Raw genomic sequence first — 25336 nt, forward strand, 5'->3', positions numbered from 1 at the left:
GTCGGTACGTTTACCGGACCCCACCGATTGCCCTCTGATATGCGAATCGTCCTTCACGGCGGCGCAGGTAACGCTCCCGACGAACCCGAACCGAGACAGGCGGTTCTCGACGACGCGGCCGAGGCCGGTGTCCAAGAATCCGACCCGCTTTCGGCGGTCGAGACAGCCGTTCGAGTCCTCGAATCGGACCGCCGGTTCAACGCCGGTGTCGGCGGCGCAGTCCAATCTGACGGCGTCGTCCGAACCGACGCTGGCGTGATGCTGAGCGACCGACAGGCGGGCGCTGCATCGGGGATGGAAGGCGTCGAACACGCCGTCTCTGTCGCTCGTGGTGTCCTCGAAGAGACGCCGCACGTCTTCCTCGCTGGCGACCCAGCGGTTGATTTCGCGGCCGACATCGGCGTCGAGACGGGCGTCGATCTGTTCACCGAGGACACCCGCAAGCGATGGGAAGCGGCTGACGCACCCGACGGGTCGCCGTCAGAACACCTCACGTGGCTCACCGAGCGGTTCGGCGGGAGTACGAGCGACCCGACCGCACAGGTGAGCGATGGGCATCTCTCTTCGGACGCCATCAACCTCCCCGGACATGATACGGTCGGTGCAGTTGCGACCGACGGCGAGACGTTCGCTGCCGCAACCTCTACGGGTGGCCGCTGGTTCGCCCTCGCGGGACGTGTCGGCGACGTACCGCAAATCGGCTCCGGATTCTACGCCTCCCCCGCGGGCGCCGCATCGACGACCGGCGCTGGTGAGGATATCGCCCGCGCGACACTCGCCCGCCGAGCAGTCGGTCATATCGAACGCGGATGCGACGCTCAGACGGCGGCCGACCTCGCTATCGAGGAGTTCGGCGAAATCACCGGGTCGTCGGCGGGTGTCATCCTCCTCGACGACGAAGGTGTTGGCGCTGCGTTCAACTCCGAAGACATGCAGACGAGCACGGCGTCTCGATAACAGGCGCTCAACTAGGACTCCGTTTTCACAGGGTGCAGGACGTCTGTGCTTCTATTAGATACAATTCCAACATTCGTTTGGAGCTAAAGTGCCAAAAACGAAGGTTTAGACGGGTGATAAGCCGATTGTTTCGTGTAAACAGTCACGGGTATCTAAGAACCCCCGACAACATCTGCGCCCATGGGCAAGGAGACGAATCACACCCGCCGGAGAGCCCTCCAAGCAATCGGCAGTGTTACCATCGCCGGTCTCGCTGGCTGTAGTTCGGCTGGAACCGCTGAATCAACAGAGCAGCCAACCGATACGCCGGCCCAGACCGCGACGGAGACGCCGACCAACACAACTACGCACGAACCCACCACTGAGCAGACACACGAATACACCGATACCGAAGGTCCCGGCTCTGTCGACTTCGTCGAGAATCCGGAGGAAATTCACCCGACACTGGTCGAGTCGACGACGGTCCCCTCGGACGAAGTCCTCATCGGCTTTCGTCTCGAAGATTCGTCGCTTCCGTTTACGACCGAGGTGTATCACGCACCGGACGACGCCGAGGTTCAAGCGACGAAGACCTACGACACACAGGACCTCTCGAAGGTGGACCTGGTTCCCGAATCACCGCAGGCGCTCGATACCGTCGATACCGACCGGGAGGATATCCACTACGCGACGACGAAAGTCGGCGAGTCACTGCCGGTCACCCTCGTCGCGCGCCACAACGGCGAAACAATCGACTGGAGCGCCTGGTCACGTACCGGCTATCCGCACGACGGCCACAGCGAGGACAGTCCTGCGCTTGAGGTCGATTGTTACTGCGGCGGTATGAACTACACCGCCCCCAGTGGCGGGACGTGGGCGCGGGTGATTCAGGTGACGCCCACCGAGCGCGTCGACCCCGGCACGACAATCGTGCTCAACTGGACTTCAAGTCGGCTCTGAACACCCGTTAGCAAGGATTCGCTGTGTTATAGCAGAGCCAGCTACTCAAACACCCTCGACAAGCCGTTCTAACTGCTCCGGAGGCACGGCACCCCGGGCAGCATAGCCATCGTAGGCAAACGTCGGCACGCCCGTCACCCCGTGGCGCTGCGCCTCGGCGAATTTCTCGCGCACCTCGGCACGGAGCGTCTCGTCGTCCAGTGCTGACGCAACTTCGTCGCCGTCGACACCGACCGATTCGGCGAGTTCGATTAGCAGTGCTTCGTCGCCGATGTCCTTTCCATCCTGCCAGAGCGCCTCGAAGACCGATTCGTCGAACGCCAGCCACGTCTCGTAGTCGTCGTGCTCCTTCAGATAGTAGGAGACGATTTGGGCCGGAAGGGAGTCGATATCGGTCGAGATGTCGAGCGTCATGTCGACATCGTACTTCTCCTGTAGTCGGCGAACCCCCTGTTTCGCCTGCTCGTAGTAGTCGTCGTCTTTCCCGTCCTCGACGGAGAAATCGATGCTGCCATCGGGGCGTCGCTTGTGGCTTCGCAAGTCGAAGGGGTGCCAGTCGATGTCGAGTTCCTCATCCCGGGTCTCTTGATACTGCGAGAGTGACTGGCGACCGAGATAGCAGAACGGACAGACGTAGTCAGAGTAGATTGTGATTTGACCGGCTTCGTCGTTGGTCATAGTATTCATATTTGTCCCAGTTACAAAAGTTGAATATATCAATTTCAAATATTATGACAACAATGAAACTCGATTGGACCGAGTTTAGACCTCAACTAGAAACCGTTCAATTAGGAAGATAATGATCCCAATCGAAACGAGCGTGATGAGGATGTGTATCTCCTTGACGAGTGGATGATATATTGAAACATATACCGATGCCACTACCAGAGCGGCAAACAGAAGTCGTGTCACCCATTTAATTTTATTCATTTATCGGTTTGGGAACTATACTGTGCTGTTCTCCCCGAACTTGACATCCTTATTCTCAGCTAACCAGTATGCACCAATTCCTCCAGATTTGTCTGATTTTTTCTGGCCACATGCAAATCCGTACGGGTCATATCCGTATCCGGTCACGCTAATAATATAAGCATCTCCATCCTCCAAGTGGTACGTTGGTGAACCAGAATCACCATCCGCAAAATTCGCGCGTGATCTCACACCATGGTTTCTCATATTAGAACAAATAGCAGTCCAATTCGCATTTGTATTCATGATTTTACCAGATGTGAGACCAGTTTGCCGACCCATATTGTATACACAGGGCGAGTTCGATGAATCACTTGCCCAATGATCTAATGTGGGTTTAGTAACATGCCCTTTGACGGAAGGGAACTCGTCGTTGTCATCAATCTCGTTGGGGTAATCGCCTCCACGGCTATCGTCGATGAGAGCCCAATCACCCTTAATATCCGCCTCAATAACTTCTCCAATTTCTTCCTCCGCAGCATCTGCTACTCGACCAATAAGATCATTTTCATCACTGCTACTGCAATTACCAGGGTTATAGAAGTTGTGTGCTGCAGTGAGGAGACATTGTTCTCCATTATATTTCACACCACAACACGAGGTTCCATTCCCCTGTTCGACCCAACCGACATTTTGTCCTCCTTGGACGGTATCTGTCGATTCATTATTCGTACAGTTGTCATCAACTGTATCTTGATCATCACAAGAACCCGCAAAGGACTCTGCACTGTCTCTACTAGAAATCGGAATGTCATCAACCTCCTCAGGTAAGTTATTGCGAACTCTTTCGCGCTGTACAGATTTGTCATCTTTGTCAAGGATTACAGAGATCTGGAATCCATTGTGGCCGCCATAACGGTCTCGGGACTGCTCTAACTCCGTTCCAACGACCTTCGGTGTCGTCCCGAGCCTGTCTCTCGCAGTTCCAAGAGCCTCTATTGCATGTTTTCGATGTTGTTCCCAATCTGCTGGCACAGATAGCCATTTAACGACATTATCACCTGAGACCAACATAGGGTGGTCAACCTTACTTTCCGAGGCTTGTACCGTAGTTCCTAGCCCGGACATCGTAACTGCAGCACCAAGTGTCGAGAGGGCCTTTCGACGAGTCAACTCTAATCCACCAACTTTCTTTGGGGACATACATTCGACCGGATTATGATAAAATATTTAATTATTTCTAATTGTCACTACCGTTCTAGTAGAGGTAAATGATGATAGGATATGTCGTGCCACATATATTCGAACTAAGGAGTTAACAGCCCAGAGAATTGTGCTGAGTGGATAGTCTAAGGTCTGGTGGGCGCGCGGATGATAGACATAAGGAGCTTTGGGGGCGTGAAAGTCAAGTCGTACTATTAAACCTAGAGCTAACATACTTCGTAACAACCATTGTTATATATTCACATGGGAAAGCGACACCACCGCTGCAACCTCTGCGGGCGCGACTTCGACATCGGTGCACAGCTCGAAGAATACGTCGAGAGACGGCACCCGAAAGACGACCTTCGCTGGTGGGTCGTCGTCGAGGACCCCGCGAAAGACCTCCAGTTCTCGCGGTGAGGCGGGCCACACCACCCAGCTACGCGTGTTACCCGAGATGTGTTGCGAACCAATCGGCCGCGAGGTCGGCCACTTCTTCCAGTTCGCCGGGGCCTTCGAATAGGTGGCCCGCGCCGTCGACGACTTCGAGTGATTTCTCGCAGTTGAGTTCGGTGAACGCGTCGCGGTTGAGTTCGAGAACGGTGTCGTCTGCGCTGCCGACGATGAACAGCGACGGGGCAGCCACCTCGTCGAGGCGTTCTTCCGCGAGGTCGACGCGGCCGCCGCGGGAGACCACCGCACCGGTCTGGTCGTATAGTTCGGCCGCCCCGAGAAGGGCCGCGGCTGCGCCCGTACTCGACCCGAAGTATCCGATATCGAGGTCGCTGGTGTCGTCTCTGTCGCGGACCCACTCGGTTGCGGTGAGAAGGCGCTGTGTCAGAAGCGAAATGTCGAAGCGCGTCTCGTAGGTCTGGTCTTCTTCCTCGGTCAGGAGGTCGAAAAGCAGCGTTCCCAGACCGCGGTCGCGGAGAACTTCCGCGACGAAGTTGTTTCGGGGACTCTTCCGACTGCTGCCGCTCCCGTGGGCGAAGACGACGAGTCCGGACGCCCCCGACGGAATCGCGAGGTTACCTTCGAGTTCCACGCCGTCGGCGGGTATCGTAACTGGGACAGACTCCGTGCCACTCATACGCATAGGTTGGTCGCCGCGAAATTTGTACTGCACGCCCGCCGCAGCGCCGTTCGACGATTTCGAATTATACCGAGCCTGATGGTCTGATTCTTTATAATTAATGTTAATAGATTTTCGAATGTACTCTTATTGGGTATGGTGAGCGTTAACGAATTGCGTACGATGTACGAGCAGATGGTAACTGCTCGGTACTACGAAGAACAGCTACAGGAAGAGTATCTGGTCGGCAAACAACCCGCGTTCGACATCTCCGCGGGGCCGATTCCGGGCGAGTTGCATCTCGCTGCGGGACACGAGGCGTCAGGTGCAGGCGTCTGTCTCCACCTACGCGACGACGACACCGTGACAGCGCCGCACCGGCCGCATCACGTCGCTATCGCGAAAGGAGTCGACCTGAAGAAGATGACAGCCGAGATTTTCGGCCGAAAGACGGGGCTGTGCCGCGGGAAAGGCGGACACATGCACCTGTTCGACCCGGACGTAAACTTCGCGTGTTCGGGTATTATCGCGCAGGGCTGCCCGCCCGCTGTCGGCGCGGCGATGGCCGCCAAGAAGCGAAACTCCGACTCTGTCGCCGTCGCGTTCCTCGGCGAGGGTGCCATCGACCAAGGGGGATTCCTCGAATCCCTCAACCTCGCGAGCGTCCACGACCTGCCGGTCGTGTTCGTCATCGAGGACAACGACTGGGCGATTAGCATGCCGAAAGACCGCGTCACTGACGTCGAAGACGGCTCTCGGCGCGCGCGGGGATTCGACCTGCCCGGCGAGCGCGTCGATTCGGACGACGCTGTCGCCGTCGCCGAGGCGGCCGGAAAAGCAATCGCCCGCGCCCGCGATGGAAACGGACCGACGCTCCTCGAGGTACAGGTCCACCGTCGCATGGGCCACTTCATGGGCGACGCGGAGGAGTACCGCCCCGAGGCCGACATCGAGCGAGCGAAACAGCTCGATTCCATCAGCCGTCTCGCGGACGACCTGCGGTCGCACGGCATCGAAGACGACGAACTCGACGAGATTCGCGAGCGCGCACACGAGCGCGTCGACGAAGCAATATCATGGGCAAAAGAACAGCCAGAGCCGTCTCCGGAGGAGGCATACGAGAACGTGTTTACCAACCCGCCGGCGAAGGCGGCGACCGACGGCGGAAGCGAGGGAGGTGACTGAACATGGCGACTGAATCACAAGACGTTACCGAAGCGACCGAGACAGAGCGCGAACTGACGATGAGCAGGGCGATGGTCGAAGCCATCGCGTGGGAGATGCGGGACAACGAGGAGGTGTTCCTCATGGGCGAGGACATTGCCGACTACGGCGGCATCTTCTCCAGTACGACCGGTCTCCTCGACGAGTTCGGCCGGGACCGCGTGATGGACGTCCCCATCAGCGAGACGGCGTATATCGGCGCGGCCGTCGGCGCGGCGCAGGCCGGAATGCGCCCGATTGCCGAACTGATGTTCGTCGACTTCTTCGGCGTCGCCATGGACCAGATATACAACAACATGGCGAAGAACACCTACATGAGCGGTGGGTCCGTTTCCGTCCCGATGGTGCTGACCACGGCAATCGGCGGCACCTACAACGACGCGGGACAACACTCCCAGACGCTCTATGGGACCTTCGCCCACCTGCCGGGGATGAAAGTCGTCGTCCCGAGCAACGCCTACGACGCCAAGGGGCTGATGCACAGTGCCATCCGCGACGACGACCCGGTCGTCTACATGTTCCACAAGCGCCTGATGGGTCTCGGCTGGATGCCGTCGCCGACTGGCCCGAAGACGGCCGTCCCGAAAGAGGACTACACGATTCCGTTCGGTGAGGCGGACATCAAACGCCCCGGCGACGACGTGACCGTCGTCACGCTCGGACTCCACGTCCACCGGGCGCTCGACGCGGCGAGCAGACTCGAAGACGACGGTATCGACGCCGAAGTCGTCGACCTGCGGACGCTCGTCCCGCTCGACACCGACACCATCCTCGACTCGGTGCGCAAGACGGGGAAACTCCTCGTCGTCGACGAGGACTACCAGTCGTTCGGCGTGACGGGCGAGATTATCGCGCGGGCCGCGGAAGGCGCGCTCGACGACCTCTCGGCTGTCAAGCGTCTCGCTATCCCGGACGTGCCGATACCCTACGCCCGGCCGCTGGAGGATGAAGCCATCCCCGGCACCGAAGACATCGCCGAGGCCATCCGCGACCTCCACGAATGAGCGGAGCGCCGGATTCAAACGGAGGCCACAGATGACAGACGGCGTCGAGATAGACTCGGCGTCCGTCTGGCCCGAGGACGCGGACGACGTGACCGAGGCGTACCTCGCGAACTGGTTCGTCCGCGAAGGGTCGGCGGTCGAACAGGGCGAAACGCTCTGTGAGATGCAAGTCGAGAAAGTGAGTATCGACGTTCCCGCGCCGGTAGCGGGCACCGTCACCGAAATCGTCGTCGCCGAGGGGTCCGACTTCGACCGCGGCGACGTACTCGCTCGGATACAACCGAGCGCGTGACGGATAGGCGGTGAGTAACCGACTCTATTTTTTCGTCATGGTGGTTGGCGGCGCACTCAGACCAACGCGGGTTGCTGCGGTTCGAGAATCTTTGAGTCCTTCCGCGATTCGTGAGTCACGTCCACGTCGATGCTGACGAGTTCGTCGGCGTGGAAGTCGTAGGCGGTGAGCGCGCCGCCGTAGACGGCCCCGGTGTCGAGACCTATCGCGTACTGGTAGACCGCGGGGTGCGCCATGACGGTGTGACCGAAGAAGACGCGCTGGGGGCCCTCGTAGTGTTCGAACCAGAACGGGCCGTCGTAACTGTCACCGGGGTTCATCGCCCGCGTGTTCTGGAGTTTGTCCACGTCGTGTTCAGAGAGCGGAATGTTCGGGTGGACGCCGCCATGGACGACGAGCGTGTCTGCCCACGAGATAGCGACCGGCAGATTCGCCATCCAGTCGAGGTCGTCGTCGGTGAGCGCGTCGATTTCTTTCGTCCCGCGGATGAGTTTCTCCTCGTTGTTCCCGCGGACCGTGAGGAAGTTGTCGCGCTCGCGGACGTAATCAACGACGCCCTTGCTATCCGGACCTTTCCGGACGAGGTCGCCGACGAAGACGACGAGGTCGTCGTCGGAGGGGTCGAGGCGTTCGGCGAGGCGTTCGAGCGCGGGCAGACACCCGTGTACGTCGCCGACGATGTACACATCGTCCCAGTCGTCGATGTCGACTCGAAGGTGCTGTTCGGCGACGCGAGGGTGGAAAGAGAGGGCGCTCATCTCGGTCTATCTCTCGAATTCCAGAACCGGTGATTAAGAAAGACTTGCTAGTTGTGGCGTAGTGTGCTATATAGTCATGCGTGTGAGGCGCGGATGGTCGATGAAGCGCCACGCGCCGCCAGACACGGGGCCACGTCACCGTCTCGTCCCGCAATCGCTTTCCCACGGGGTCACGAAGTCGCGGGCATGAGTATCGGACCCCTCGACGACGAGACGGTCGAAAAGTATCAGGAAGCGGGGGAGGTACTCCGCACGGTGATGGACGAAGCGGCCGAGATGGTCGAACCGGGCGTCACCCACCTCGAAGTCGCGGAGTACGCCGAAGGCCGAATCCGCGAACTCGCAGATGGCTGTGCGTTCCCCGCCAATATCAGCGTCAACGAGGAAGCGTCGCACGCGAGTCCCGGCCGAGACGACGACACCGTCTTCGGTGAGGACATGGTCTGTCTCGACCTCGGTGTCCACATCGACGGTTACATTGCCGACGCGGCGGTGACTATCGACCTCTCCGGGAACCCCGAAATCGTCGAGGCCGCCGAAGAGGCGCTCGACGCCGCCCTCGACGTGGTGGAGGCGGGTGCGGACACGGCCCACATCGGCGGCGAAATCGAGGATGTCATCCGCGGCTACGGCTACACGCCGGTTCTCAACCTCTCCGGACACGGCGTCGAGCAGTGGGACGCCCACACCGACCCGACCATCCCGAACCGCGGCGCAGAACGCGGCACGAAACTCGAAGTCGGCGACGTCATCGCAATCGAACCCTTCGCCACCGACGGGTCCGGCAAGGTCACCGAAGGCTCGAAAAACGAGATTTACAGCCTCGTCAACGACCGCTCGGTCCGCGACCGGATGTCGCGCAAACTCCTCGACGAAGTCCGCGAGGACTACAAACTGCTCCCCTTCGCGGCCCGCTGGTTCGATGGCGGCCGCTCCGAGATGGCGATTCGCCGCCTCGAACAACAGGGTGTCCTCCGCGGCTACCCCGTCCTGAAGGAAGAAGAGGGCGCGATGGTCGGACAGGCCGAACACACCGTCATCGTCACCGAAGACGGCTACGAGAACATCACCGAGTAGCAGGCACAGTCGGCATCTCCGACTGAGGCGTGTTGGAATTCAGCCGTCGCCGAGAAGGAAGTTGTTCTCCGCGGTGGCTTCCTCGACTTCGACGACGTCGCGCTCTCGGTAGTAGTCGGCGACTGCGAACGGGTCGCTCTCGACGATTTCGCGGGCGTCTTCTATCGAGTCGCAGGCCAGTATCAGCAGTGCGGTGCCGTCGGAACACGGCCCGCAGAATCTGAGTATCCCTCGGTTGTCGAGGTCGCGGAGGTGTTCGACGTGGCTCACGAGGAGGTCTTCGTCGAGTACCTGCCCCTGCTTTTCTGCGAGGCGCACGACGAACTGCTTTGAATCCGTCTCAGACATGTTCTCGTTCGATTCTCGAGACGGGCGAAACACCTTCTCATCCGCTGGCACGTCTCACGGTTTCGGCGTCGTCCGCGACGGGCGAACCACGTCGGTGGGGACCGAAACCGCTTGCATCCCCCAGTCCCTTCACCCACCCATGGACCAACTGTTCGCACCGTGGCGCATCGAGTGGGTGACGCGGGACGGCGACCAGGACCGCGACGAAGACTACTGTCCGTTTTGCGAACTCCCCGACGGCGGCGACGACGCCGAGAGCAAAATCGTCGCCCGCTCTGAACACTCGTTCGTCCTCCTCAACAACTACCCCTACGCGCCCGGTCACGTGATGGTCATTCCGTACCACCACACCGGCGACTTTGCCGACCTCTCCGACGAACAACTCCTCGACCACGCCCGACTCAAGTCGCGCACGCTCGCCGCGCTCGACGCCGCGTTCGACCCGGACGGCTTCAACGCGGGCGAGAACCTCGGCGGGTCCGCAGCGGGTGGGTCTATCGACGACCACCTCCACACCCACGTCGTCCCGCGCTGGAACGGCGACACTAACTTCATGCCGGTCATCTCGGATACGAAAGTCCTCGTACAAGCGCTGGACGACTCCTACGACCACCTCCGCGAGGCGTTCGCCGGTCTCGACGGGGCGGTCGACGGCGACGATGACGGTGCCGTTTTCTTCGAATTAGACTGAATCTAAAACTCTTGTAAAGCGCGTCTAAAGGGCTGCTCTCGCCCGAAGAGCATTTCAACCCCACACCCGAAAGCCACAGTAATGGAGCGAAAGCGGGCCATCCGTCGGGTCGGTGCCGTCGTTCTCGTGGCGAACCTACTGCTCGTCCTCGGAAAGGGGGCGGTGTGGTGGTCTACGGGCAGCCTAGCGGTCGGGTCCGAAGCGGTGAACAGTCTCGCAGACACCGTCTACAGCACCATCATTCTCGCCGGACTCTATCTCACGACGAAACCGCCGGACTTCGAACATCCTCACGGTCACGAGCGAATCGAACCGTTCGTCTCGCTTTTCGTCGCCGTGGGCGTCTTCGCCGCGGGCGGCGCGATTCTCTGGCAAAGTACCAACAGTATCCTCACCGAGTCGTACGGCGGGACGGCGGGAATACTCGGGGTGCTGGTTCTCGTCGCCGCCGCGGTGTTCAAATACGGTCTCTACCGCTACTGCGACAGGGTTGGCCGCGAGCGCAACTCCCCGGCGCTCATCGCCGCCGGTCTGGACAACCGAAACGACATCCTGACAGCAGTCGCTGCGCTCGTCGGTGTCCTCGGCGGACAGGCGGGCTATCCGATTCTCGACCCGGTCGCCGCGATAGTCGTCTCCCTCGGTATCATCTACACCGGATTCGAAATCGTCCGCGACAACGTGAACTACCTCGTCGGTGCTGCCCCGTCGGAGCACCTCCGCGCGCTCATCGTCCAGACGGCGCTCTCGCACCCTGATGTCTACGGGGCACACGACGTGGTCGCTCACTACGTCGGCCCGGAAATCGACGTGAGCCTCCACATCGAGGTGGAAGGCGACCTGACGCTCGCCGAGGCCCACGACATCGAGTCGTGGGTCGTCGGCGCGATTCAAGAAATCGACGAGGTAGACGACGTGTTCGTCCATCTCGACCCCAGAGAACTCGGCGAGTGGAAAGACGACGACACGGACGCAGAGCGCTTTACCGCATTCTCCTCAGACGGGGGCGAACGATAGCCGCCGCGGCGACCAACCCCAGTCGGTGGTCAAAAGAAGGCTTTGAACTCCAGTCGGAGCGACCCGAGATATGGCGCGTGGAGCTGTGCTTTCGAGCGAATCCACGACGGACGAACCGGAGGTGCGATGTCCTTCGCCTGGTCGTAGTATTCGTTGTTGTCGCCGCGGGTGATGTACCCCGAATGCGGCGCGGGACAGTGCCACAACTCCGCACAGGAGTCGGCACCGTCGACGTACGAGCGGTTCGCTTCGTCGTACCAGTTTTCGCCCTTCTCGACGTAGAACACCGCTCGGTGGATTATCGGCGACCCCGGTTCCCCGGGTTGCTTGTACACGATAACGTCCCCCGCGTTGCCGACCCGTTTGTACCCGTCACTCGCGTTTGCCGTGACGATGCCGTACTCGTCGGCCGCTGGCCCCGCATACCGCGTTTCGTCGGAGACGACAACGAGGTGGCCGCGTTCGAGGTGCGGTTCCATGCTCTCACTTTCGACCGCAACCATCGGTGGCCACACACCCGTGACGGCGAAGAGGAAGACGCCGATGAGAACGACGACACCGAGGGTTTGCAGGGCGTCGCCGGCGAATATTCGCCACAACGACGGACTGTCGGAAGTCACACGCGAAAGAGTAGTTCAAATTACAATAACTTGTCGGTGGGCTATACGGTACACAACGATTATGTGGTCTCGCTCCCTCAGGTATCCAATGACAGATAACTACCAGATTATTTCTACATTCCCCGACCCCGAGACGTACGTCGCCCTCCGCGAGGCCGCAGAAATGGCACCCCGGTCGCTCGCCGCCGCCGAGCGCGGCCTCTCGAACACGACGTTCGGCGTGAGCGTCGTTACCGAGCGCGAAGACAGTTCTGACGGCGACGAATCCGAGCAGGTCGTCGGCATGGGCCGACTCGTCGGCGACGGCGGGACGGTCTATCAGGTCGTGGACGTGGCGGTCCACCCGGACCATCAGGGACAGGGACTCGGGACTCGCGTCATGGATGCACTCGTCGAGTACCTCGACCGGGAGGCACCGCCGACAGCCTTCGTCAACCTACTCGCCGACGTTGATGGGTTCTACGACCGCTGGGGATTCGAACCGACAGCACCCGCCTCGAAGGGGATGTTTCTTCGAATCGGCGAAGACGGCGTCCCCGGATACGACGAGTAGTTCAAATCCCCCGAAACACGCCGAAGGTTTATAGCTGGGACGGCCGCAGACTGCCCATGGAACCGGATGGCGTCACTGGGTTCTACGATGCGTGGGCCAGCGTGTACGATGCAGAGCAGACGCCGACCGACGACGTACGCTACTATCTCGACCGCGCCCGCAACACCGAGGGTCGCGTTCTCGAAATCGGGTGTGGGACCGGTCGCATCTACCTCGAACTCCTTCGCGAAGGCATCGACGCGTCCGGTATCGACCTCTCGACGGGGATGCTCGACCGACTCGCGTCGAAGGCGAACGCCGAGGGACTCGACCCCGACGTATGGTGTGCTGACATGCGCGATTTCACCGTCGACGAACCGTACGACCTCGTCATCGTCCCGTTTCGGGCGTTTCTACACAACCTGACCATCGACGACCAACTGGCCGCGCTCCGGTCACTCCTCGCCGCAACTGCAGAGGGCGGCGAGCTAATCGTGAACTTCTACGCCCCCGACTGCGACTTCGTCGCCGAGAACTACGGCGTCGAAGAGACTGAACAGGTCGAGATAGACGGCGAGCGCTATCGCGTGCTTCACCGCGCCGACTTCGAGGACGAAGTCGAGGGCATCGTCAAAGGCGAAAAAGTCCTGTTCGACGAGCACAACGACGTGGTCGTCTCGAAGACCTACCGTCTCAAGTCGATTACGAAGCGCGAGTTCGAACTCCTGTTGCGTCTCGTCGGCGTGTCGTCGTGGACGCTCACGAATCTCGACGGAGAACCGGTTCAGTCGGTCGAAGACGAACTCGTGTGGTCGATTCGACCGTAAGGAGACAGCGGGTGTCGGGTGCGACAGCGGAGATGGCAGGACAGACGCTCAGGCGGCTTTCGGTTCGGCGCGCTTTTCGACAGGTTCGCCGAAGGCGTACACCGTCTGGTGAGCAGTGACCTCGACGCGGGTGAAGTCGCCGGGTTCGAGACCGTAGTCCGAGGCGTTCTGGACGATAATCTGGCGATACGCCCCGTCGCGGCACTTCACGGAGTCGCCGGTTCCCTCCTGAACGACGAGCACCTCCTGTTCGGTACCGACCATCTCCTCGTAGGCCTCGGCGACGATGTCCATCTTCGCTTCGGACATCTCCTTCGAGCGCTCCTTCTTGATGGTTCCACCGAGGCCCTTCAGGTCGGCCGCGTCAGTGCCGGGGCGCTTCGAAAAGCGCGTGACGTTGACCTTCTCGGGCCGAATTTCGCGGAGCAGGTCCATCGACTTGGCGTGGTCTTCGTCGGTTTCGGTCGGGTAGCCGACGATGAAGTCCGTCGAAATCGTCCAGTAGTCGAGCGTCTCGTCGAACGTCTCGACGATGTCTCGGAACTTGTCCACGCGGTGCTGGCGACGCATGTGTTCGAGCACGTCGTCAGAGCCTGACTGGACGGGTGCGTGGATGAAGTTGTAGAGCTTCTCGTGCTTTGCGAACACGTCGGCGAGTTCCTGCCGGATGCCGTGGACGCCGCCGGGGTTGGCCATACCGACGCGGACGCGGAAGTCGCCCTCGATTTCCGAACAGATGCGGTCGAGCAGTTCGGGAAGCTTCCGGTCGCCCTTGTCCCACCCGTAGACGCCGGTGTCCTGTCCGGTGATGCGGAGTTCCTTCGCACCGGCGTGGACGAGCGCACGAGCCTTCTCGACGTTCTCCTCGACAGACGGCGAGTCCACGCGGCCGGTTGCGAACTTCGTGATACAGTACGAGCAGTTCGACATGCACCCGCGGGCGATGGGGAGGATGCCGACGACGCCGTCTAAGACGGGTTCGACGCCGGGGCCGGGCGTCGGACACTCACCGTTGGTGACGGCAGTGGGCACGTCGTCCCAGTGGAGAATCTGGGCGTCGATGCCCTCCTCGACGAATTCGTTCCCCTGCGCGAGCGCCATACAGCCGGTGACGATGAGGTCGGCGGTCTCCTGTTCGAGTTCTTTGGCCCGACGGAGCATGTTCCGCTCCGTCTTTTCCACGACCGTACAGGTGTTCATGATGGCAACGTCGGCCGCCTCGGGTCCGTCGACGCGGTAGTGACCGGCGTCACGGAGCGCGGACTCGATGGCGCGGCTCTCACCGCGGTTCGAGGTACAGCCGTACGTCTCGATGTGGTATCGGGCCATTCGGTTACCCCATTTATCGGGTCCGCGGGCAAAAGCGGCGCGGTCTCGGACGCTCGCGCCCACAAGAATCATGTCAGATTATCTTGAACTGGGAGAACATGCCGTTCCGTTCGTCGTCTGATTCCCTCTCTTTGACCCGGCGGCGCGTTCTCTCTGGGCTGTCCGGGGCGACGGTCGCCTCGATGTTGACCGTCGGAACCGCGGGTTGCCTCGGCGACGACTCCCCCGGGTCTGACGATTTTCCCGAAGGCGTCCAGTTCGACACCGACTGGCCAACCTACGCCCACGACGACGCCAACACCGCTTTCCTTCGTGAAGGGTCAGCCGTCTCGGACCCCGTCGTCGAGTACGAAGCCGACTTCGGGATGCCGCTGGCCGAACCCGCGGCAATCGGGTCGGTCGCGTACACCGCCAGCGACCCGATTCGAATTGTCGATGTCGCCGGTGGTGCGGTCATTGCGGAGGCCCCGGGCGACAGTTGGGTGACACCCACCGTCCTCGATGACACACTCTACGCGCCCGGTGTCACGGTTCAAGGCCCCCGCCGGATGCCAGTCTACCACGCCGACAGCGGCCGCGACTTCCGCAGTATCGAACTCCCCGGTATTCCGACGACCGCTCCCGCCTTTTCCAACCAACGTAAGACGATGTTCGTCGGGCTCAGAGACGAGCGCATCTGCGCAGTCGACCTCGATTCCGGCGAGGTGAGGTGGACCCGCGACCTCTTCGGTGCTGTTCGCAAGCCACCCGCGGTCAATCTCGGTCTCGTCTTCGTCGTCACCGAGGGCCAGCGTCTCTACTGTCTCGGCACCGATGGCAGCGGCTACTGGCAGACACAACTCGAAACCGCCGAACCCGTCGCGCCCGTCGTCGGCGACAATCGTGTCTACGTCGCTGGGTGGGACCGTATCGCCGCCCTCGAACGGAGAAACGGGAGTGTCGTTTGGGAGGACAGTGGCGGCGTCCACAGACGACTCGCCTTCGACGGCAAGCGACTCTACTGCTCGAAAGGCGACCTCCGCGCCCTCGACACAGCCACCGGCGAGGAGGTGTGGACCTACTCGTCCGCCGACTCGGCACCCAGCGTGGCCGACGACACCGTCTACGTCGGCACCGACGAGGGGAATCTGGTCGCGCTGAAGCGAGGTGGAACCGGCCCGCTCGAAGAACGAGAGCGTTGGTCCATCTCGCTCGGGGACTACGTCGGCCACTCCCTCGCCGCCACAGATGGCCGGGTGTTCTGTCCCGTGACACGCGACGATGGTCCGATGAGCCTGACCGTCGTCGCCGACGCGTCGATTGCCGGACCGAACGTGTCGAAAACGACGGCGACCGCGGGAGGGTCGGACGAATGACGCGACAGCCTCGCGGAAGCAACCACCCAACGAGACGTGGCGTGCTCGCGGGAATTGGCGCAGGAACGTTGGCCAGCCTCGCCGGATGCCTCGGCGACGACGACTCGACCGACGAGGGCCGTCCCGACTGGCCGCACCCGCATTTTTCCTCGCAAGGAACGAGTTACAACCCCCGCGCGACCGGTCCTGAATCGAAACCGAGTGAGGCGTGGGGCGTCGAAGTCGGCGGACTGGCACTCAGTCGCCCGGTCGTCTTCGAAGACACTGTCTACTACGCGACAGCGGAGCAGATACGAGCGTTCGCCGTCGAGGACGGCACCGAAAAATGGGCAGTCGGAGTCGAAGCCAAAAGCGGCTTCAGGTCGTCGCTGACGGTTGATTCAGACCACGTGTACGTTGGGAAGACCGGGACGAGAACTGGCGTGATCGCGTTCACCCACGATGGCGAGGAGGCGTGGCACGCACCGACCGAATCGAGCGTCTCAGCGCCAATCGCCCGACCGGGACAGAATCCCGGGTACGTCTACGCCGCAGACACCGACGGCTACGTGTTCCGAATCCGAACGAGTGATGGGACCGTCGAGTGGCAGACGAAGGTGTTCGGCCCCGCCACCGCCTTGGCCACGCAACTCGACGAACCCGTCGTCGGAACCGAAGGCGGCGAAGTCGTCACATTTCTGGACGAAGGGCCGGGTCACGAACCGACGGGGCTGTGGCGGACGAAAGTCCCCGGCGGCGTACAGGCGCTCGCCACGGTGCACGAGGATGTGTTCGTGGGCATGTTCGGCGGCGGAGTCGCCCGCCTCCGCGGCGGGTTGCGTGCCGGGAAAGTTGGCTGGCACCAACCAGACTCGTCGCCGCACCGCTCTCTCGTCGTCAGCCCCGACCACGTGGTCTCGACCGACGGGAGCGGAATCCACGCGTACGACAGGCGAGGAGGGTCGCTCTCGTGGGAGTCCAACGGCGATTTCTTCGCCCCGCCAGCGGGTACCGGCGACACCATCTACACCGCCGATACGAGCGACAACGGTGGTGTCGTCGCCTACGACCGTTCCGGCGGCTTCGGCTTCGGCAACGCTCGACTCGGGAACCATCGCTGGAAGTACCCGCTCGCGAGCGGGGCAGTAACCGGGCCGACACCCGCTCACGACTCGGTGTTCGTGGTCGAGTCGGGCGGGGAGAGTGGCCCGGCGAGGCTGGTCGCGTTGCGGGCCGAGTGAAAAGCGGAGGGAGAAGGCGACTCCGACGAGGAGCAGAACAGACGGCTATTCTTCGGGTGCGCCGGAGACGATTTCGACGCCGGAGGACGCACCAATTCGCTCTGCGCCCGCTTCGAACATCGCCAGCGCGTCTGCGTAGGACCCGACACCGCCAGAGGCCTTCACAGGCAGGTAGTCGACCATCAGTTCGACATCTTCGACCGTGGCACCGCCATCGGCGAAGCCGGTCGAGGTCTTGACGAAGGCGGCGTCCGCTTCGGCGGCCGCCTCGCAGGCGCGGTGTTTCTCCTCCTCGGTGAGAAGCGCCGTCTCGATGATGACCTTCACCGGGATGGGGACGGCGGCGACGACTTCCGAGATATCCTCGGTAACGGCCTCGTCGTCACCCGCTTTGAGGCGGCCGACGTTGATGACCATATCCAGTTCGTCGGCACCGGCCTGCCACGCGTCGACTGCCTCTTCGCGCTTGGCGACGGTCGTGTTCTGGCCGTGCGGGAAGCCGACGACCGACGCAAGAAGCACGTCGGGCGCGTACTCGTTCGCCTCGGCGACGTAGCACGGCGGGATGCAGGCGTTCATCCCCCACTCGTCGGCGTCGTCGAGGATGGATTTCACGTCGGCCAGCGTCGTCTCGGGTCCGAGTACCGTATGGTCGATTCGGGCGGCGATGTCGTCTCGGTTCATACCCCGAGGTGGCGACGGGGACCTAAAGAACGTAAGGCTTTCACGCCGCCCCGTTGGGCTTCTGGCATGGCCATCCTCCCCGAAGGATTCGCGCTCCCCCCACTGCCGTACCTCGTCGTCCTCGTCGCGGGACTCGTCGGCGTCGGCGTCGGACTCGTCCGAACTCGCCCGACGCTCTCGGAGGCGCACATCCTCGCGCTCGTTCCGTGGATGGTGTCCGGGTCGGCGCTCCACGTCTTCTACGTCCTCGGTCTCTTGCCACCGGCGTTGGAACCGTTCGGCGGAACTCCGTCTGTCTATGCGACGGTCGCAGTTCTCGCGGGGGCGACGTGGCTCGGACTCCTGTTCGGCGGCGTGGACTCGCCGCGGAATCTGGCGGTCCCCGGACTCGTCTTCGGCGGGATACTCGTCGCACTCGCTCTGGCCAGCGGCCTCTCGAACGGGACGCTCGCTCCGTTCTGGCCCAGTGTCGCGCTCGTCCTCTCGCTGGTCATCGGTCCCGCCGCGTGGGTCGCTGTTACTCGCATCGCCCCGGAGGCGAGTGATGCGGGCCGACTCGGCGCACTCGCCGTCTTCGGTCACGCGCTCGACGCTATCTCGACTGCCGTCGGCATCGACGTGCTCGGCTTCGGGGAGCGAACGCCGCTGTCGCGAATCATCCTCGAAGTCGCCGGGTCGCTCCCCACCGCAGAGATTATCGGCGTTGGATGGTTGTTCGTTCTCGTCAAACTCGCTGTCGCCGGGTTCGTCGTTGCACTCCTCGCGGACTACGTCCGGGAGGAACCGACTGAGGGAGCGCTCCTCTTGGGTCTCGTCGCCGCCGTCGGACTCGGCCCGGGCGTCCACAACCTGCTGTTGTTCGCCGTCGCTGGAGCCTAACCGGCAAAGCGACAACAATACCTGTTTCGGTACTGTGCGAGCGTCCCACCGCGCCGAGATACCAGTATGCTACTGACGAACGTCCATGAGACATGGCACAGGAAGCCGTAACTGAGACCTCTGGACTCTCGGACGAACAGATAGCGAAGACGATGACGATGGTAAAGCGGATGCTGATCGTTGGCGCGATTTTCGTGGTGGTTGGCTACCTGCTCATCGGCGCGGCGCTGTTCTTCGAGTTGACGACGTTCCACCCGCTCGTGGACGATTACTACAGCAACTCGAAGGCGGTACGTGACGCGGCCCCGACCGGGTCGGCGTTAAACGCGCAGTTGGCTGAAATCAACAAGTGGCCGTCGACCCTGTTGTGGCTGAAACTCGGCGGCATTGGGCACATCCTCGCGGGCGTGTTCATCGCACTGGCGGGCATCTTACGGGCGTTGTCGATGATGCCCGACCGCCTCGGGAACATCGTCTCGACCACGATGAAACCGGACGCTGGGGTAGCCGACCCGGCCGACGACTAGTTCGGACCACACTGGTTGTCAGATTTTTCAGAATAGTGGAAGACCCGGGAGAGTTATCTAACCGGCGGACCGAGTTTGGAGGACGTATGTCCCGAGTTATCTGCGCCGGCCACGTCAACTGGGACGTAACACTCCGGGTCGATTCCCTCCCCGACCCCGACGGCGAGGCGACCGTCGAATCCCGTATCGGTGCGGGCGGTGGCAGCGCCGCCAACGTGGCCAGCGGTCTCGTCGGATTAGATGTCCCCGCGACGCTCCTCGGAAGCGTCGGCGACGACAAACACGGCCACGCCGCCATCGCCGAACTCGCCTCGAAAGGCGTCGATTGCCGATACGTCGTCAGCACCGACAGCGGCCCGACGACCGTCAAATACGTCGTCGTCGACGCCAAAGGCGACGTGTTCGTCCTCGGGTCGCCCGGCGTAAACGAGGTGTTCGACGCGTCGGTCCTCCCGAAAGCGGCGCTCGCGGAAGCCGACCATCTCCACCTCACGAGCCAAACACCGGCAACGGCCGCCGAACTCGCCCGCCGAGCGTCCGATGTCGGGACGACCGTGAGTTTCGACCCCGGTCGGAGAATCGGCGACCGAGGGTACACAGAAGCCCTTCGGCAGGTCGATTTCGTCTTTCTCAACGACCGCGAGGCGGCGACCGCACTGGGTGAATCCGGAAACGGCGGGGCCGTGGGCGATGCGCTCGACAATACAACGCTCGTTCTCAAACACGGACCGAAGGGCGCGGAGGTTCGCGACGGCGACGACAACCACGTCCATCCGGGTTACCCAGTCGACGCAATCGACACGACCGGCGCAGGTGACGCCTTCGCGGCCGGATTCATCGCCGCGCGAATCGACGGTGCGGCGTACGAGCGCGCGCTGGCTATTGCCAACGCCTGCGGTGCACTCACCGCCGCCGAACCGGGCGCGCGCACCCCGCTGACGTGGGAGCGACTCGACGAGATGGTCGAAGCGATGTGAGCGCGTCCGGCGAAGACCATTGCTGTGAGCGAACCAATGGGTCTACGCCGGTGACCCAATCAATTTTATCCCCTCCCGCCATCCCTCGGGACGATGCTACAGCACGTGTTGTCCGCGGTTGCCGCCGTCGACACGGCCGCGGGTGTCGGTCCCCTCGTCGGGCGACTGGTACTCGGGGCGTTCGCCGGACTCGCGGCGGCAGTCATGATGGACATCCCGATGTGGCGACAGGAGGAGGGGTACACCCCCGCCTACATCGCCGCGTCTGTGCTCAGACGGGTTCGCCCCGACGAAGTCACCTTCCTCGACGCGAACGTCGTCCACCACGTCGCTGGCGCGCTTGCAGGAGTGCTGTACGCCCTCGTCCATCTCACGGTCGACTTCGCTGTGCCGGACGCACCGCTCTTCGGAGTCGATGTCTTTCCACACATCGTCGCCGTGCTCGCCGTCGTTCCCAGTATCTACGCCCTGTTTTCGTACTTCGTCCTCCCGCGGGCCGGGCGGGGTATCTACGAGGAACGTGCAACCGCCGTTCGCGGCCAGTGGCTCCGTTCGGCGTTCGTCTTCGGGGTGACGCTGCTCGTCCTTGGTCCGGCACTGTTCGCTGGCATTTCGTGAAGGTCAGGCAACCTCGACGCGCCGGACGAGGGTCGCCCCGGCTACGGTGATGGGTCGCTTGGTGGTATCAAAGCGATGAACTAGCTCACGCGTCGAACCCGCCAATCCAGCGCCGTGCGAAGGTGGCAACCAGCCACCCCGACGTGTTCGAAACGAAGTCACCTGCCGTGTCAACCCAGTCACCGGCCATGAGAACGAAGTGCGGCGTCGCCGCTTCGAGCACCTCCCACCCGACGCCGATGCCGAAGAGGGACACCAGCGCAGCGGCGGGAGAGAGGTCAACTCGGAACAACCACGCGACGAGTGCAGCGCTACAGGCCGCGTGCATGGCGATGTCCCACCACCAGATTGACTCGTACAACGGGAGGAGACCGAGACTCACCACCGCGAGCGTGGCGTACGTGAGGAGGCGGGGATTCGCCGCCGCCGTACCGAGCCAGAAGCGCCATGAGGGACTCTGTGCAGCGCGCGCGGTGGAGGTAAACGGAATGGGGACCGTGCGGGCAGACATCACCTCGAACGAGGCGGTCGAGCCTGTTAGTTACTCATTCGTGACATTCTGGTTAAGAAGGATAAAACGCTGTAAGAGCCACCATAACGCCATTTCTGGACAAATTCCTCATCGATTGACAGCACATTGTTATTTTTGAGAGGCAGTCACGTACGGCCGGGGTTCGTTTCGTTCGGATCCGGCGAACCGCGTCGTTTTTCACCGCGACGCGAGACGTTCGGGTATGGCGAAACAGCCCCATCTCCTCGTCGAAGAAGGCGACGTGAACGACATCGCACTCATCCCCGGCGACCCCGGTCGTGTCGACCGCATCGCCAAGCAGTGCGAGAACGTCGAGGAGGTCGCACAGAACCGCGAGTATAAGGTCGTTAACGCGGAGTACGAGGGCGTTCCCCTCACCATCTCCTCGACCGGTATCGGCTGCCCGTCGGCCGCTATCGCCATCGAGGAACTCTCCCGTGTCGGCGTCGAGACGTTCATCCGCGTCGGTACCATCGGCGCGCTGCAGGAAGACATCGAAATCGGCGATATGATTGTCGCGACCGGCGCTGCCAAGGAGGAAGGCACCTCCAAACGCTACGAGTCCGAAGTCTACCCGGCCGTCCCAGACTACGAGGTTCTCACGTCTCTCGTCGACGCGGCCGAGGCCAACGACGAAGACGTTCACGTCGGCCCCATCGTCTCCGACGACGCGTTCTACAACGAATCCGACGAGTACGTCCAGGACTGGAACGACGCCGGTCTGCTGGCCATCGAGATGGAGGCGGCGACGGTGTTCTCGCTTGCCCGCCGCAAGGGTCTCCGCGCGGGTGCCATCTGTACGGTCGACGGCAACCTCGTCGCCGGGACGCAGAAGGGTGCCGATTCCGACGAAGAACTCCCGGAGAAGGCGAAGAATAACGTCGAGCGCGCCATCTCGATTACCCTCGACGCCGTCACCGACCTCGCGTAAGGTCCGCCCATGCGCCTGCGTCGCTTTGCGGCCAGAGTGGCCGTCCGAACCCGGAATCTCTGGGGGCGTATTCGGCGCAGAGAGCGGCGCGAGATAGTCGCGTTTCGACGCTGGATAGAGAACACGAACAACCTGTTACACCTGACCGTTCTTCTCGTCATCCCGATTCTCATCGGGACGGTGACGTTCGTCTCGAACGCCGTCGATACCCTCACGTTTCTTTTGTTCCCGCCGCTGGCGTCTGGGACGTTCACCCTCTTTTCCGACCCCGAAGGACGCTACGCCTCTCCGTTTCGGTTTGTTCTCGCTCTCACGGTCGGTGCCCTCTGCGGTCTCGTTGCCTACGGCTTCGCAGCATGGGTCTACGGGCCGACCGGCATGGCAATCGTCCATCCCTCGTCGGCCGCACTGGCTATCTTCCTCGCCGGGGCGGCGACGTGGTCGCTCGACGTTGAGGCACCGTCTGCCTTCTCGACGGCGCTTTTGACGCTCGTCACGGGCGACGTGAACCCCGTCAACTACGTCCTGAGTATCTTCGCAGCGAGCGTCGTCATCGCAGGAGTGTTCGCTCTCTGGCGCGAGGAGTTCTACGAGCGCCGAGCGGAGTACCTCTACGAGACGGTCCGGGGGGACGACCACGTACTCGTCCCGATGCGTGGCGACGACGAGACGGCGACGCGAACCGCCTTCTTCGCCGCTCGTCTGGCCGCGGCGCACGCCGCCGGGAAGGTCGTCCTCCTCGACGTGCTTTCCCCGGACGAGGTGGGCGATGACGAGACCGAAGGGGTAGCCATCGACCCGCGACCGGACGCCCCCTCGCAGGACGGGACCGGAAGTCCGGCGGCCGACGCGGCGGTCGAACGCCTCGAAGCCACCGCCCACCAGATTCGAACCCACGTGGGCGTCCCCGTCGAGGTCGTCGTCGCCAGTGGGAACCCGCTTCCGGCGACCACGACAGCGACGGCTAACACCAACTGCGACCTCATCGTCACGCCGTACGAAGAGGACCGCGGACTGCTCTCGGACTACATCCGGGGACTGTTCGGCGGCGAGTACGACACCGTCGCGTTTCGTTCGGTCGGCAGCGAGTTCCGCTGGCGTCGTGTCCTCGTCCTCGTTGCCCGCCCGGGCGACGCCGCACACGCGATGATAGATTTTGCCTGCCGACTCACCGGGCAGACCGGAAGCGTGAGCGTGACGACCTGCATCTCCGCCGAAGTCGAGCGCCGCCCCGCGGAGACGAAACTCGCCAACCTCGTCGAGACGGTGGACGGAAATATCGAGACGCGAGTGGCGAAATCCGACGTGACGTCGTTTATCGACGCTAACGCGGGCACTTACGACCTCGTCGTCCTCGGGTCGAGTGGTGACCGGTCGGCCGCATCGCGGTTCATCTCGCCGCCGACGTTCGAGCGAATCAGAGAAATCGACTGCGACGTTGCGGTGTTCGACCGCGGGCTGTAGGCACTGGCTTACCGCTCGGCTGACTGTTTGTCTCCCCGCTCAGCCATCCGTTAGTCGCCGCCTTCGTCGCTCTCGAACCTAGCTCTCGTCGCTCTCGAACCTAGCTCTCGTCGCTCTCGAACCCTGTGTTGTCGGCATCTGTTGACGGCCCGTCCGGTTCTTCTTCGAGCAGTCGGTCCTCGATACGCTCCAGTCCGCCGCCGCCGATAGCGGATTCAGCGAGGAAGTGGCCACCGAGTGCGGCGGGGCTGATAACCGTGTTCGCTCCTGCGCGCCGCAGTTTTCGCTCGTTCTCGCGCTGACTGGCCGACGCGACAATGTGTACCTCCGGGTTGAGCTGTCGGGCGGTGAGGATGGCGAGCGCGTCTTCGGCGTCGTTGCTAGTGGCGACGACGACAGACCGCGCCGTATCCACGCGTCCGCGCTCCAGCGACTCCTCGTCGCTCGGGTCGGCAGTGAGCACGTCGTAGCCGCGTTCCGTGAGGCGCTGGGCGCGGTCCGCGTTGGGCGTGATGATGAGGACGTTCGCCCTGCCTTCGAGTTCTTCTAGTATCGGTTCGGTCAGTTCTCCGTAGCCGAGGACGAGAACGTGGTTCTCCAGAATGTCGAGTTGTGATTCAGTCATGCGTCCGAGTGCTTTGGTGAGTCGTGCTTCGATAGCGGGCGTGAGCAGGACACCGAGCGCCACCGCGAAACTTGCGACGGTGACGAGCAGCGCCGACACCCCGAACAGTTTGGCGAAAGGCGTCCGCGGCGTGATATCGCCGTAGCCGACGGTGCTGCCGGTGACGAGCGCGAAGTAGAACGCGTCGAACAACGTTTCGACGCCGTTGAACTCCTCTCTGAGAGCGTACGCTCCAGCGGTCGCGTAGGTCTGCGCGCCAGCGATAGCGAGCAACGCCGACAACTGCGTGACCGTCAGGTCGAGGTCACGGTCGAACGCCCGACGGTTGAGCGCGAGGAGGATGAGGCCGACGACCGAGAGACTCACGAGCAGCGAGAGGGTGACGAGCGGTTCGATGCGCTCGGGAGACTGCATGAGTCCCTGCACGGCGGACACCGGGAGCAGGATTATCGTCGAATACCACGCGGCGCGGAGGCGACGGCGGAGACCGAACGCGCTGGCGAGGAGCAGAAAGCCGGTCAGCGTCCCGGTAAACCCTGCGGCAGTGCGAACCGCGTCTGGAATGTAGGGACCGAGCAACCCACCTGTCGCTGGGAGGCTGATGTTGACGAGTCCCGTCACGGCCGAGAGCACGGCGACGACGAACACCACGCCGATGGTCGTTCGCGCGCCGAACCAGTCGCGTACCGACACCATTTCTCCCAGAACTGCGTCCCAATCGTAGA

General features: G+C 62.3%; 29 protein-coding genes. 19 read left to right on the plus strand and 10 right to left on the minus strand.

From position 1 onward, the window contains the following. The first annotated feature begins 39 nt into the window (after positions 1-39). Together ACH9L7_RS01930 and ACH9L7_RS01935 are read left to right on the plus strand one after the other, a co-directional pair. Positions 40-957, plus strand: a complete 918-nt coding sequence (locus tag ACH9L7_RS01930) for an isoaspartyl peptidase/L-asparaginase (protein ID WP_396612066.1) — start codon at positions 40-42, stop codon at positions 955-957. A 180-nt stretch (positions 958-1137) separates the two neighbouring features. Beyond that, on the plus strand, positions 1138-1896 hold the full coding sequence (locus tag ACH9L7_RS01935; protein ID WP_396612067.1) for a hypothetical protein: 759 nt from the start codon (positions 1138-1140) through the stop codon (positions 1894-1896). A 45-nt stretch (positions 1897-1941) separates the two neighbouring features. Here the strand turns inward: ACH9L7_RS01935 and ACH9L7_RS01940 are convergent, their stop codons facing one another. Further along, positions 1942-2574: a DsbA family protein gene (locus tag ACH9L7_RS01940; RefSeq protein WP_396612068.1), complete on the minus strand. Its 633-nt coding sequence runs from the start codon at positions 2572-2574 to the stop codon at positions 1942-1944. 267 nt (positions 2575-2841) lie between these two features. Then, on the minus strand, positions 2842-4008 hold the full coding sequence (locus ACH9L7_RS01945) for a hypothetical protein (RefSeq protein WP_396612069.1): 1167 nt from the start codon (positions 4006-4008) through the stop codon (positions 2842-2844). Positions 4009-4272: 264 nt separating this feature from the next. On the opposite strand from ACH9L7_RS01945, the gene ACH9L7_RS01950 reads away from it, so the two are divergent. Continuing rightward, positions 4273-4428, plus strand: a complete 156-nt coding sequence (locus tag ACH9L7_RS01950) for a hypothetical protein (protein ID WP_008325581.1) — start codon at positions 4273-4275, stop codon at positions 4426-4428. A gap of 28 nt (positions 4429-4456) precedes the next feature. On the opposite strand, the gene ACH9L7_RS01955 is transcribed toward ACH9L7_RS01950, so the two are convergent. Beyond that, positions 4457-5098 carry a dienelactone hydrolase family protein gene (locus tag ACH9L7_RS01955; protein WP_396612070.1) on the minus strand — a complete coding sequence of 214 codons (642 nt, stop codon included), beginning with the start codon at positions 5096-5098 and terminating at the stop codon, positions 4457-4459. 165 nt (positions 5099-5263) lie between these two features. Between ACH9L7_RS01955 and ACH9L7_RS01960 the strand changes: the two genes are divergently transcribed. Genes ACH9L7_RS01960 through ACH9L7_RS01970 form a run of 3 tightly spaced genes read left to right on the plus strand, consistent with a single transcriptional unit; the run spans position 5264 to position 7600 of the window. After that, a complete protein-coding gene (locus tag ACH9L7_RS01960; RefSeq protein ID WP_396613313.1) occupies positions 5264-6265 on the plus strand; it encodes a thiamine pyrophosphate-dependent dehydrogenase E1 component subunit alpha in 1002 nt (333 codons plus the stop codon). A gap of 2 nt (positions 6266-6267) precedes the next feature. Beyond that, the gene (locus tag ACH9L7_RS01965; protein WP_396612071.1) at positions 6268-7308 is read left to right on the plus strand and encodes an alpha-ketoacid dehydrogenase subunit beta; all 1041 of its coding nucleotides are present in this window, start codon (positions 6268-6270) and stop codon (positions 7306-7308) included. 31 nt (positions 7309-7339) lie between these two features. Continuing rightward, positions 7340-7600: a lipoyl domain-containing protein gene (locus tag ACH9L7_RS01970; RefSeq protein WP_396612072.1), complete on the plus strand. Its 261-nt coding sequence runs from the start codon at positions 7340-7342 to the stop codon at positions 7598-7600. A 56-nt stretch (positions 7601-7656) separates the two neighbouring features. On the opposite strand, the gene ACH9L7_RS01975 is transcribed toward ACH9L7_RS01970, so the two are convergent. Beyond that, positions 7657-8358 carry a metallophosphoesterase family protein gene (locus ACH9L7_RS01975; RefSeq protein ID WP_396612073.1) on the minus strand — a complete coding sequence of 234 codons (702 nt, stop codon included), beginning with the start codon at positions 8356-8358 and terminating at the stop codon, positions 7657-7659. A gap of 186 nt (positions 8359-8544) precedes the next feature. On the opposite strand from ACH9L7_RS01975, the gene map reads away from it, so the two are divergent. Continuing rightward, the gene (map, locus tag ACH9L7_RS01980) at positions 8545-9435 is read left to right on the plus strand and encodes a type II methionyl aminopeptidase (protein ID WP_396612074.1); all 891 of its coding nucleotides are present in this window, start codon (positions 8545-8547) and stop codon (positions 9433-9435) included. A gap of 39 nt (positions 9436-9474) precedes the next feature. On the opposite strand, the gene ACH9L7_RS01985 is transcribed toward map, so the two are convergent. Next, a complete protein-coding gene (locus ACH9L7_RS01985) occupies positions 9475-9783 on the minus strand; it encodes a YciI family protein (protein ID WP_396612075.1) in 309 nt (102 codons plus the stop codon). 139 nt (positions 9784-9922) lie between these two features. Between ACH9L7_RS01985 and ACH9L7_RS01990 the strand changes: the two genes are divergently transcribed. Beyond that, a complete protein-coding gene (locus ACH9L7_RS01990; RefSeq protein ID WP_396612076.1) occupies positions 9923-10474 on the plus strand; it encodes an HIT family protein in 552 nt (183 codons plus the stop codon). Between the two features lie 81 nt (positions 10475-10555). Then, a complete protein-coding gene (locus ACH9L7_RS01995) occupies positions 10556-11491 on the plus strand; it encodes a cation diffusion facilitator family transporter (RefSeq protein WP_396612077.1) in 936 nt (311 codons plus the stop codon). 29 nt (positions 11492-11520) lie between these two features. Here the strand turns inward: ACH9L7_RS01995 and ACH9L7_RS02000 are convergent, their stop codons facing one another. After that, complete coding sequence (locus tag ACH9L7_RS02000; RefSeq protein WP_396612078.1) at positions 11521-12111, minus strand: S26 family signal peptidase; 591 nt, start codon at positions 12109-12111, stop codon at positions 11521-11523. Between the two features lie 88 nt (positions 12112-12199). Between ACH9L7_RS02000 and ACH9L7_RS02005 the strand changes: the two genes are divergently transcribed. Together ACH9L7_RS02005 and ACH9L7_RS02010 are read left to right on the plus strand one after the other, a co-directional pair. Next, on the plus strand, positions 12200-12664 hold the full coding sequence (locus tag ACH9L7_RS02005; RefSeq protein ID WP_396612079.1) for a GNAT family N-acetyltransferase: 465 nt from the start codon (positions 12200-12202) through the stop codon (positions 12662-12664). A 56-nt stretch (positions 12665-12720) separates the two neighbouring features. Then, positions 12721-13470 carry a class I SAM-dependent DNA methyltransferase gene (locus tag ACH9L7_RS02010; RefSeq protein ID WP_396612080.1) on the plus strand — a complete coding sequence of 250 codons (750 nt, stop codon included), beginning with the start codon at positions 12721-12723 and terminating at the stop codon, positions 13468-13470. Positions 13471-13518: 48 nt separating this feature from the next. Here the strand turns inward: ACH9L7_RS02010 and ACH9L7_RS02015 are convergent, their stop codons facing one another. Next, positions 13519-14799 (minus strand): tRNA (N(6)-L-threonylcarbamoyladenosine(37)-C(2))-methylthiotransferase, encoded by a 1281-nt coding sequence (locus ACH9L7_RS02015; RefSeq protein WP_396612081.1) that lies wholly within the window; start codon positions 14797-14799, stop codon positions 13519-13521. A 98-nt stretch (positions 14800-14897) separates the two neighbouring features. Here ACH9L7_RS02015 and ACH9L7_RS02020 point away from each other — a divergent pair, with 98 nt between their 5' ends. Further along, the gene (locus tag ACH9L7_RS02020; protein ID WP_396612082.1) at positions 14898-16154 is read left to right on the plus strand and encodes a PQQ-binding-like beta-propeller repeat protein; all 1257 of its coding nucleotides are present in this window, start codon (positions 14898-14900) and stop codon (positions 16152-16154) included. Continuing rightward, a complete protein-coding gene (locus tag ACH9L7_RS02025; RefSeq protein WP_396612083.1) occupies positions 16151-17374 on the plus strand; it encodes a PQQ-binding-like beta-propeller repeat protein in 1224 nt (407 codons plus the stop codon). Before ACH9L7_RS02020 ends, ACH9L7_RS02025 begins: the two co-directional genes overlap by 4 nt. A gap of 45 nt (positions 17375-17419) precedes the next feature. Here ACH9L7_RS02025 and deoC read toward each other — a convergent pair whose 3' ends face one another. Then, on the minus strand, positions 17420-18058 hold the full coding sequence (deoC, locus tag ACH9L7_RS02030) for a deoxyribose-phosphate aldolase (RefSeq protein ID WP_396612084.1): 639 nt from the start codon (positions 18056-18058) through the stop codon (positions 17420-17422). A gap of 66 nt (positions 18059-18124) precedes the next feature. Here deoC and ACH9L7_RS02035 point away from each other — a divergent pair, with 66 nt between their 5' ends. From ACH9L7_RS02035 to ACH9L7_RS02050, 4 genes are all read left to right on the plus strand, one after another. Continuing rightward, entirely contained in the window at positions 18125-18937 is an 813-nt protein-coding gene (locus tag ACH9L7_RS02035; RefSeq protein WP_396612085.1) for a DUF63 family protein, read from the plus strand. A gap of 92 nt (positions 18938-19029) precedes the next feature. Next, a complete protein-coding gene (locus tag ACH9L7_RS02040) occupies positions 19030-19464 on the plus strand; it encodes a hypothetical protein (RefSeq protein WP_396612086.1) in 435 nt (144 codons plus the stop codon). Between the two features lie 86 nt (positions 19465-19550). Next, positions 19551-20441 carry a carbohydrate kinase family protein gene (locus tag ACH9L7_RS02045; protein WP_396612087.1) on the plus strand — a complete coding sequence of 297 codons (891 nt, stop codon included), beginning with the start codon at positions 19551-19553 and terminating at the stop codon, positions 20439-20441. Between the two features lie 93 nt (positions 20442-20534). Continuing rightward, positions 20535-21059 carry a hypothetical protein gene (locus ACH9L7_RS02050; protein WP_396612088.1) on the plus strand — a complete coding sequence of 175 codons (525 nt, stop codon included), beginning with the start codon at positions 20535-20537 and terminating at the stop codon, positions 21057-21059. A gap of 85 nt (positions 21060-21144) precedes the next feature. Here the strand turns inward: ACH9L7_RS02050 and ACH9L7_RS02055 are convergent, their stop codons facing one another. Further along, entirely contained in the window at positions 21145-21570 is a 426-nt protein-coding gene (locus ACH9L7_RS02055) for a hypothetical protein (RefSeq protein ID WP_396612089.1), read from the minus strand. 223 nt (positions 21571-21793) lie between these two features. Here ACH9L7_RS02055 and ACH9L7_RS02060 point away from each other — a divergent pair, with 223 nt between their 5' ends. Together ACH9L7_RS02060 and ACH9L7_RS02065 are read left to right on the plus strand one after the other, a co-directional pair. After that, complete coding sequence (locus ACH9L7_RS02060) at positions 21794-22522, plus strand: nucleoside phosphorylase (RefSeq protein ID WP_396612090.1); 729 nt, start codon at positions 21794-21796, stop codon at positions 22520-22522. Between the two features lie 9 nt (positions 22523-22531). Continuing rightward, entirely contained in the window at positions 22532-23986 is a 1455-nt protein-coding gene (locus ACH9L7_RS02065; protein WP_396612091.1) for an HPP family protein, read from the plus strand. Positions 23987-24086: 100 nt separating this feature from the next. On the opposite strand, the gene ACH9L7_RS02070 is transcribed toward ACH9L7_RS02065, so the two are convergent. Further along, entirely contained in the window at positions 24087-25307 is a 1221-nt protein-coding gene (locus ACH9L7_RS02070) for an NAD-binding protein (RefSeq protein WP_396612092.1), read from the minus strand. Positions 25308-25336 lie beyond the last annotated feature (29 nt).

Origin of the sequence: Haloferax sp. S1W (assembly GCF_044593955.1) — an archaeon.
Taxonomy (GTDB): domain Archaea; phylum Halobacteriota; class Halobacteria; order Halobacteriales; family Haloferacaceae; genus Haloferax.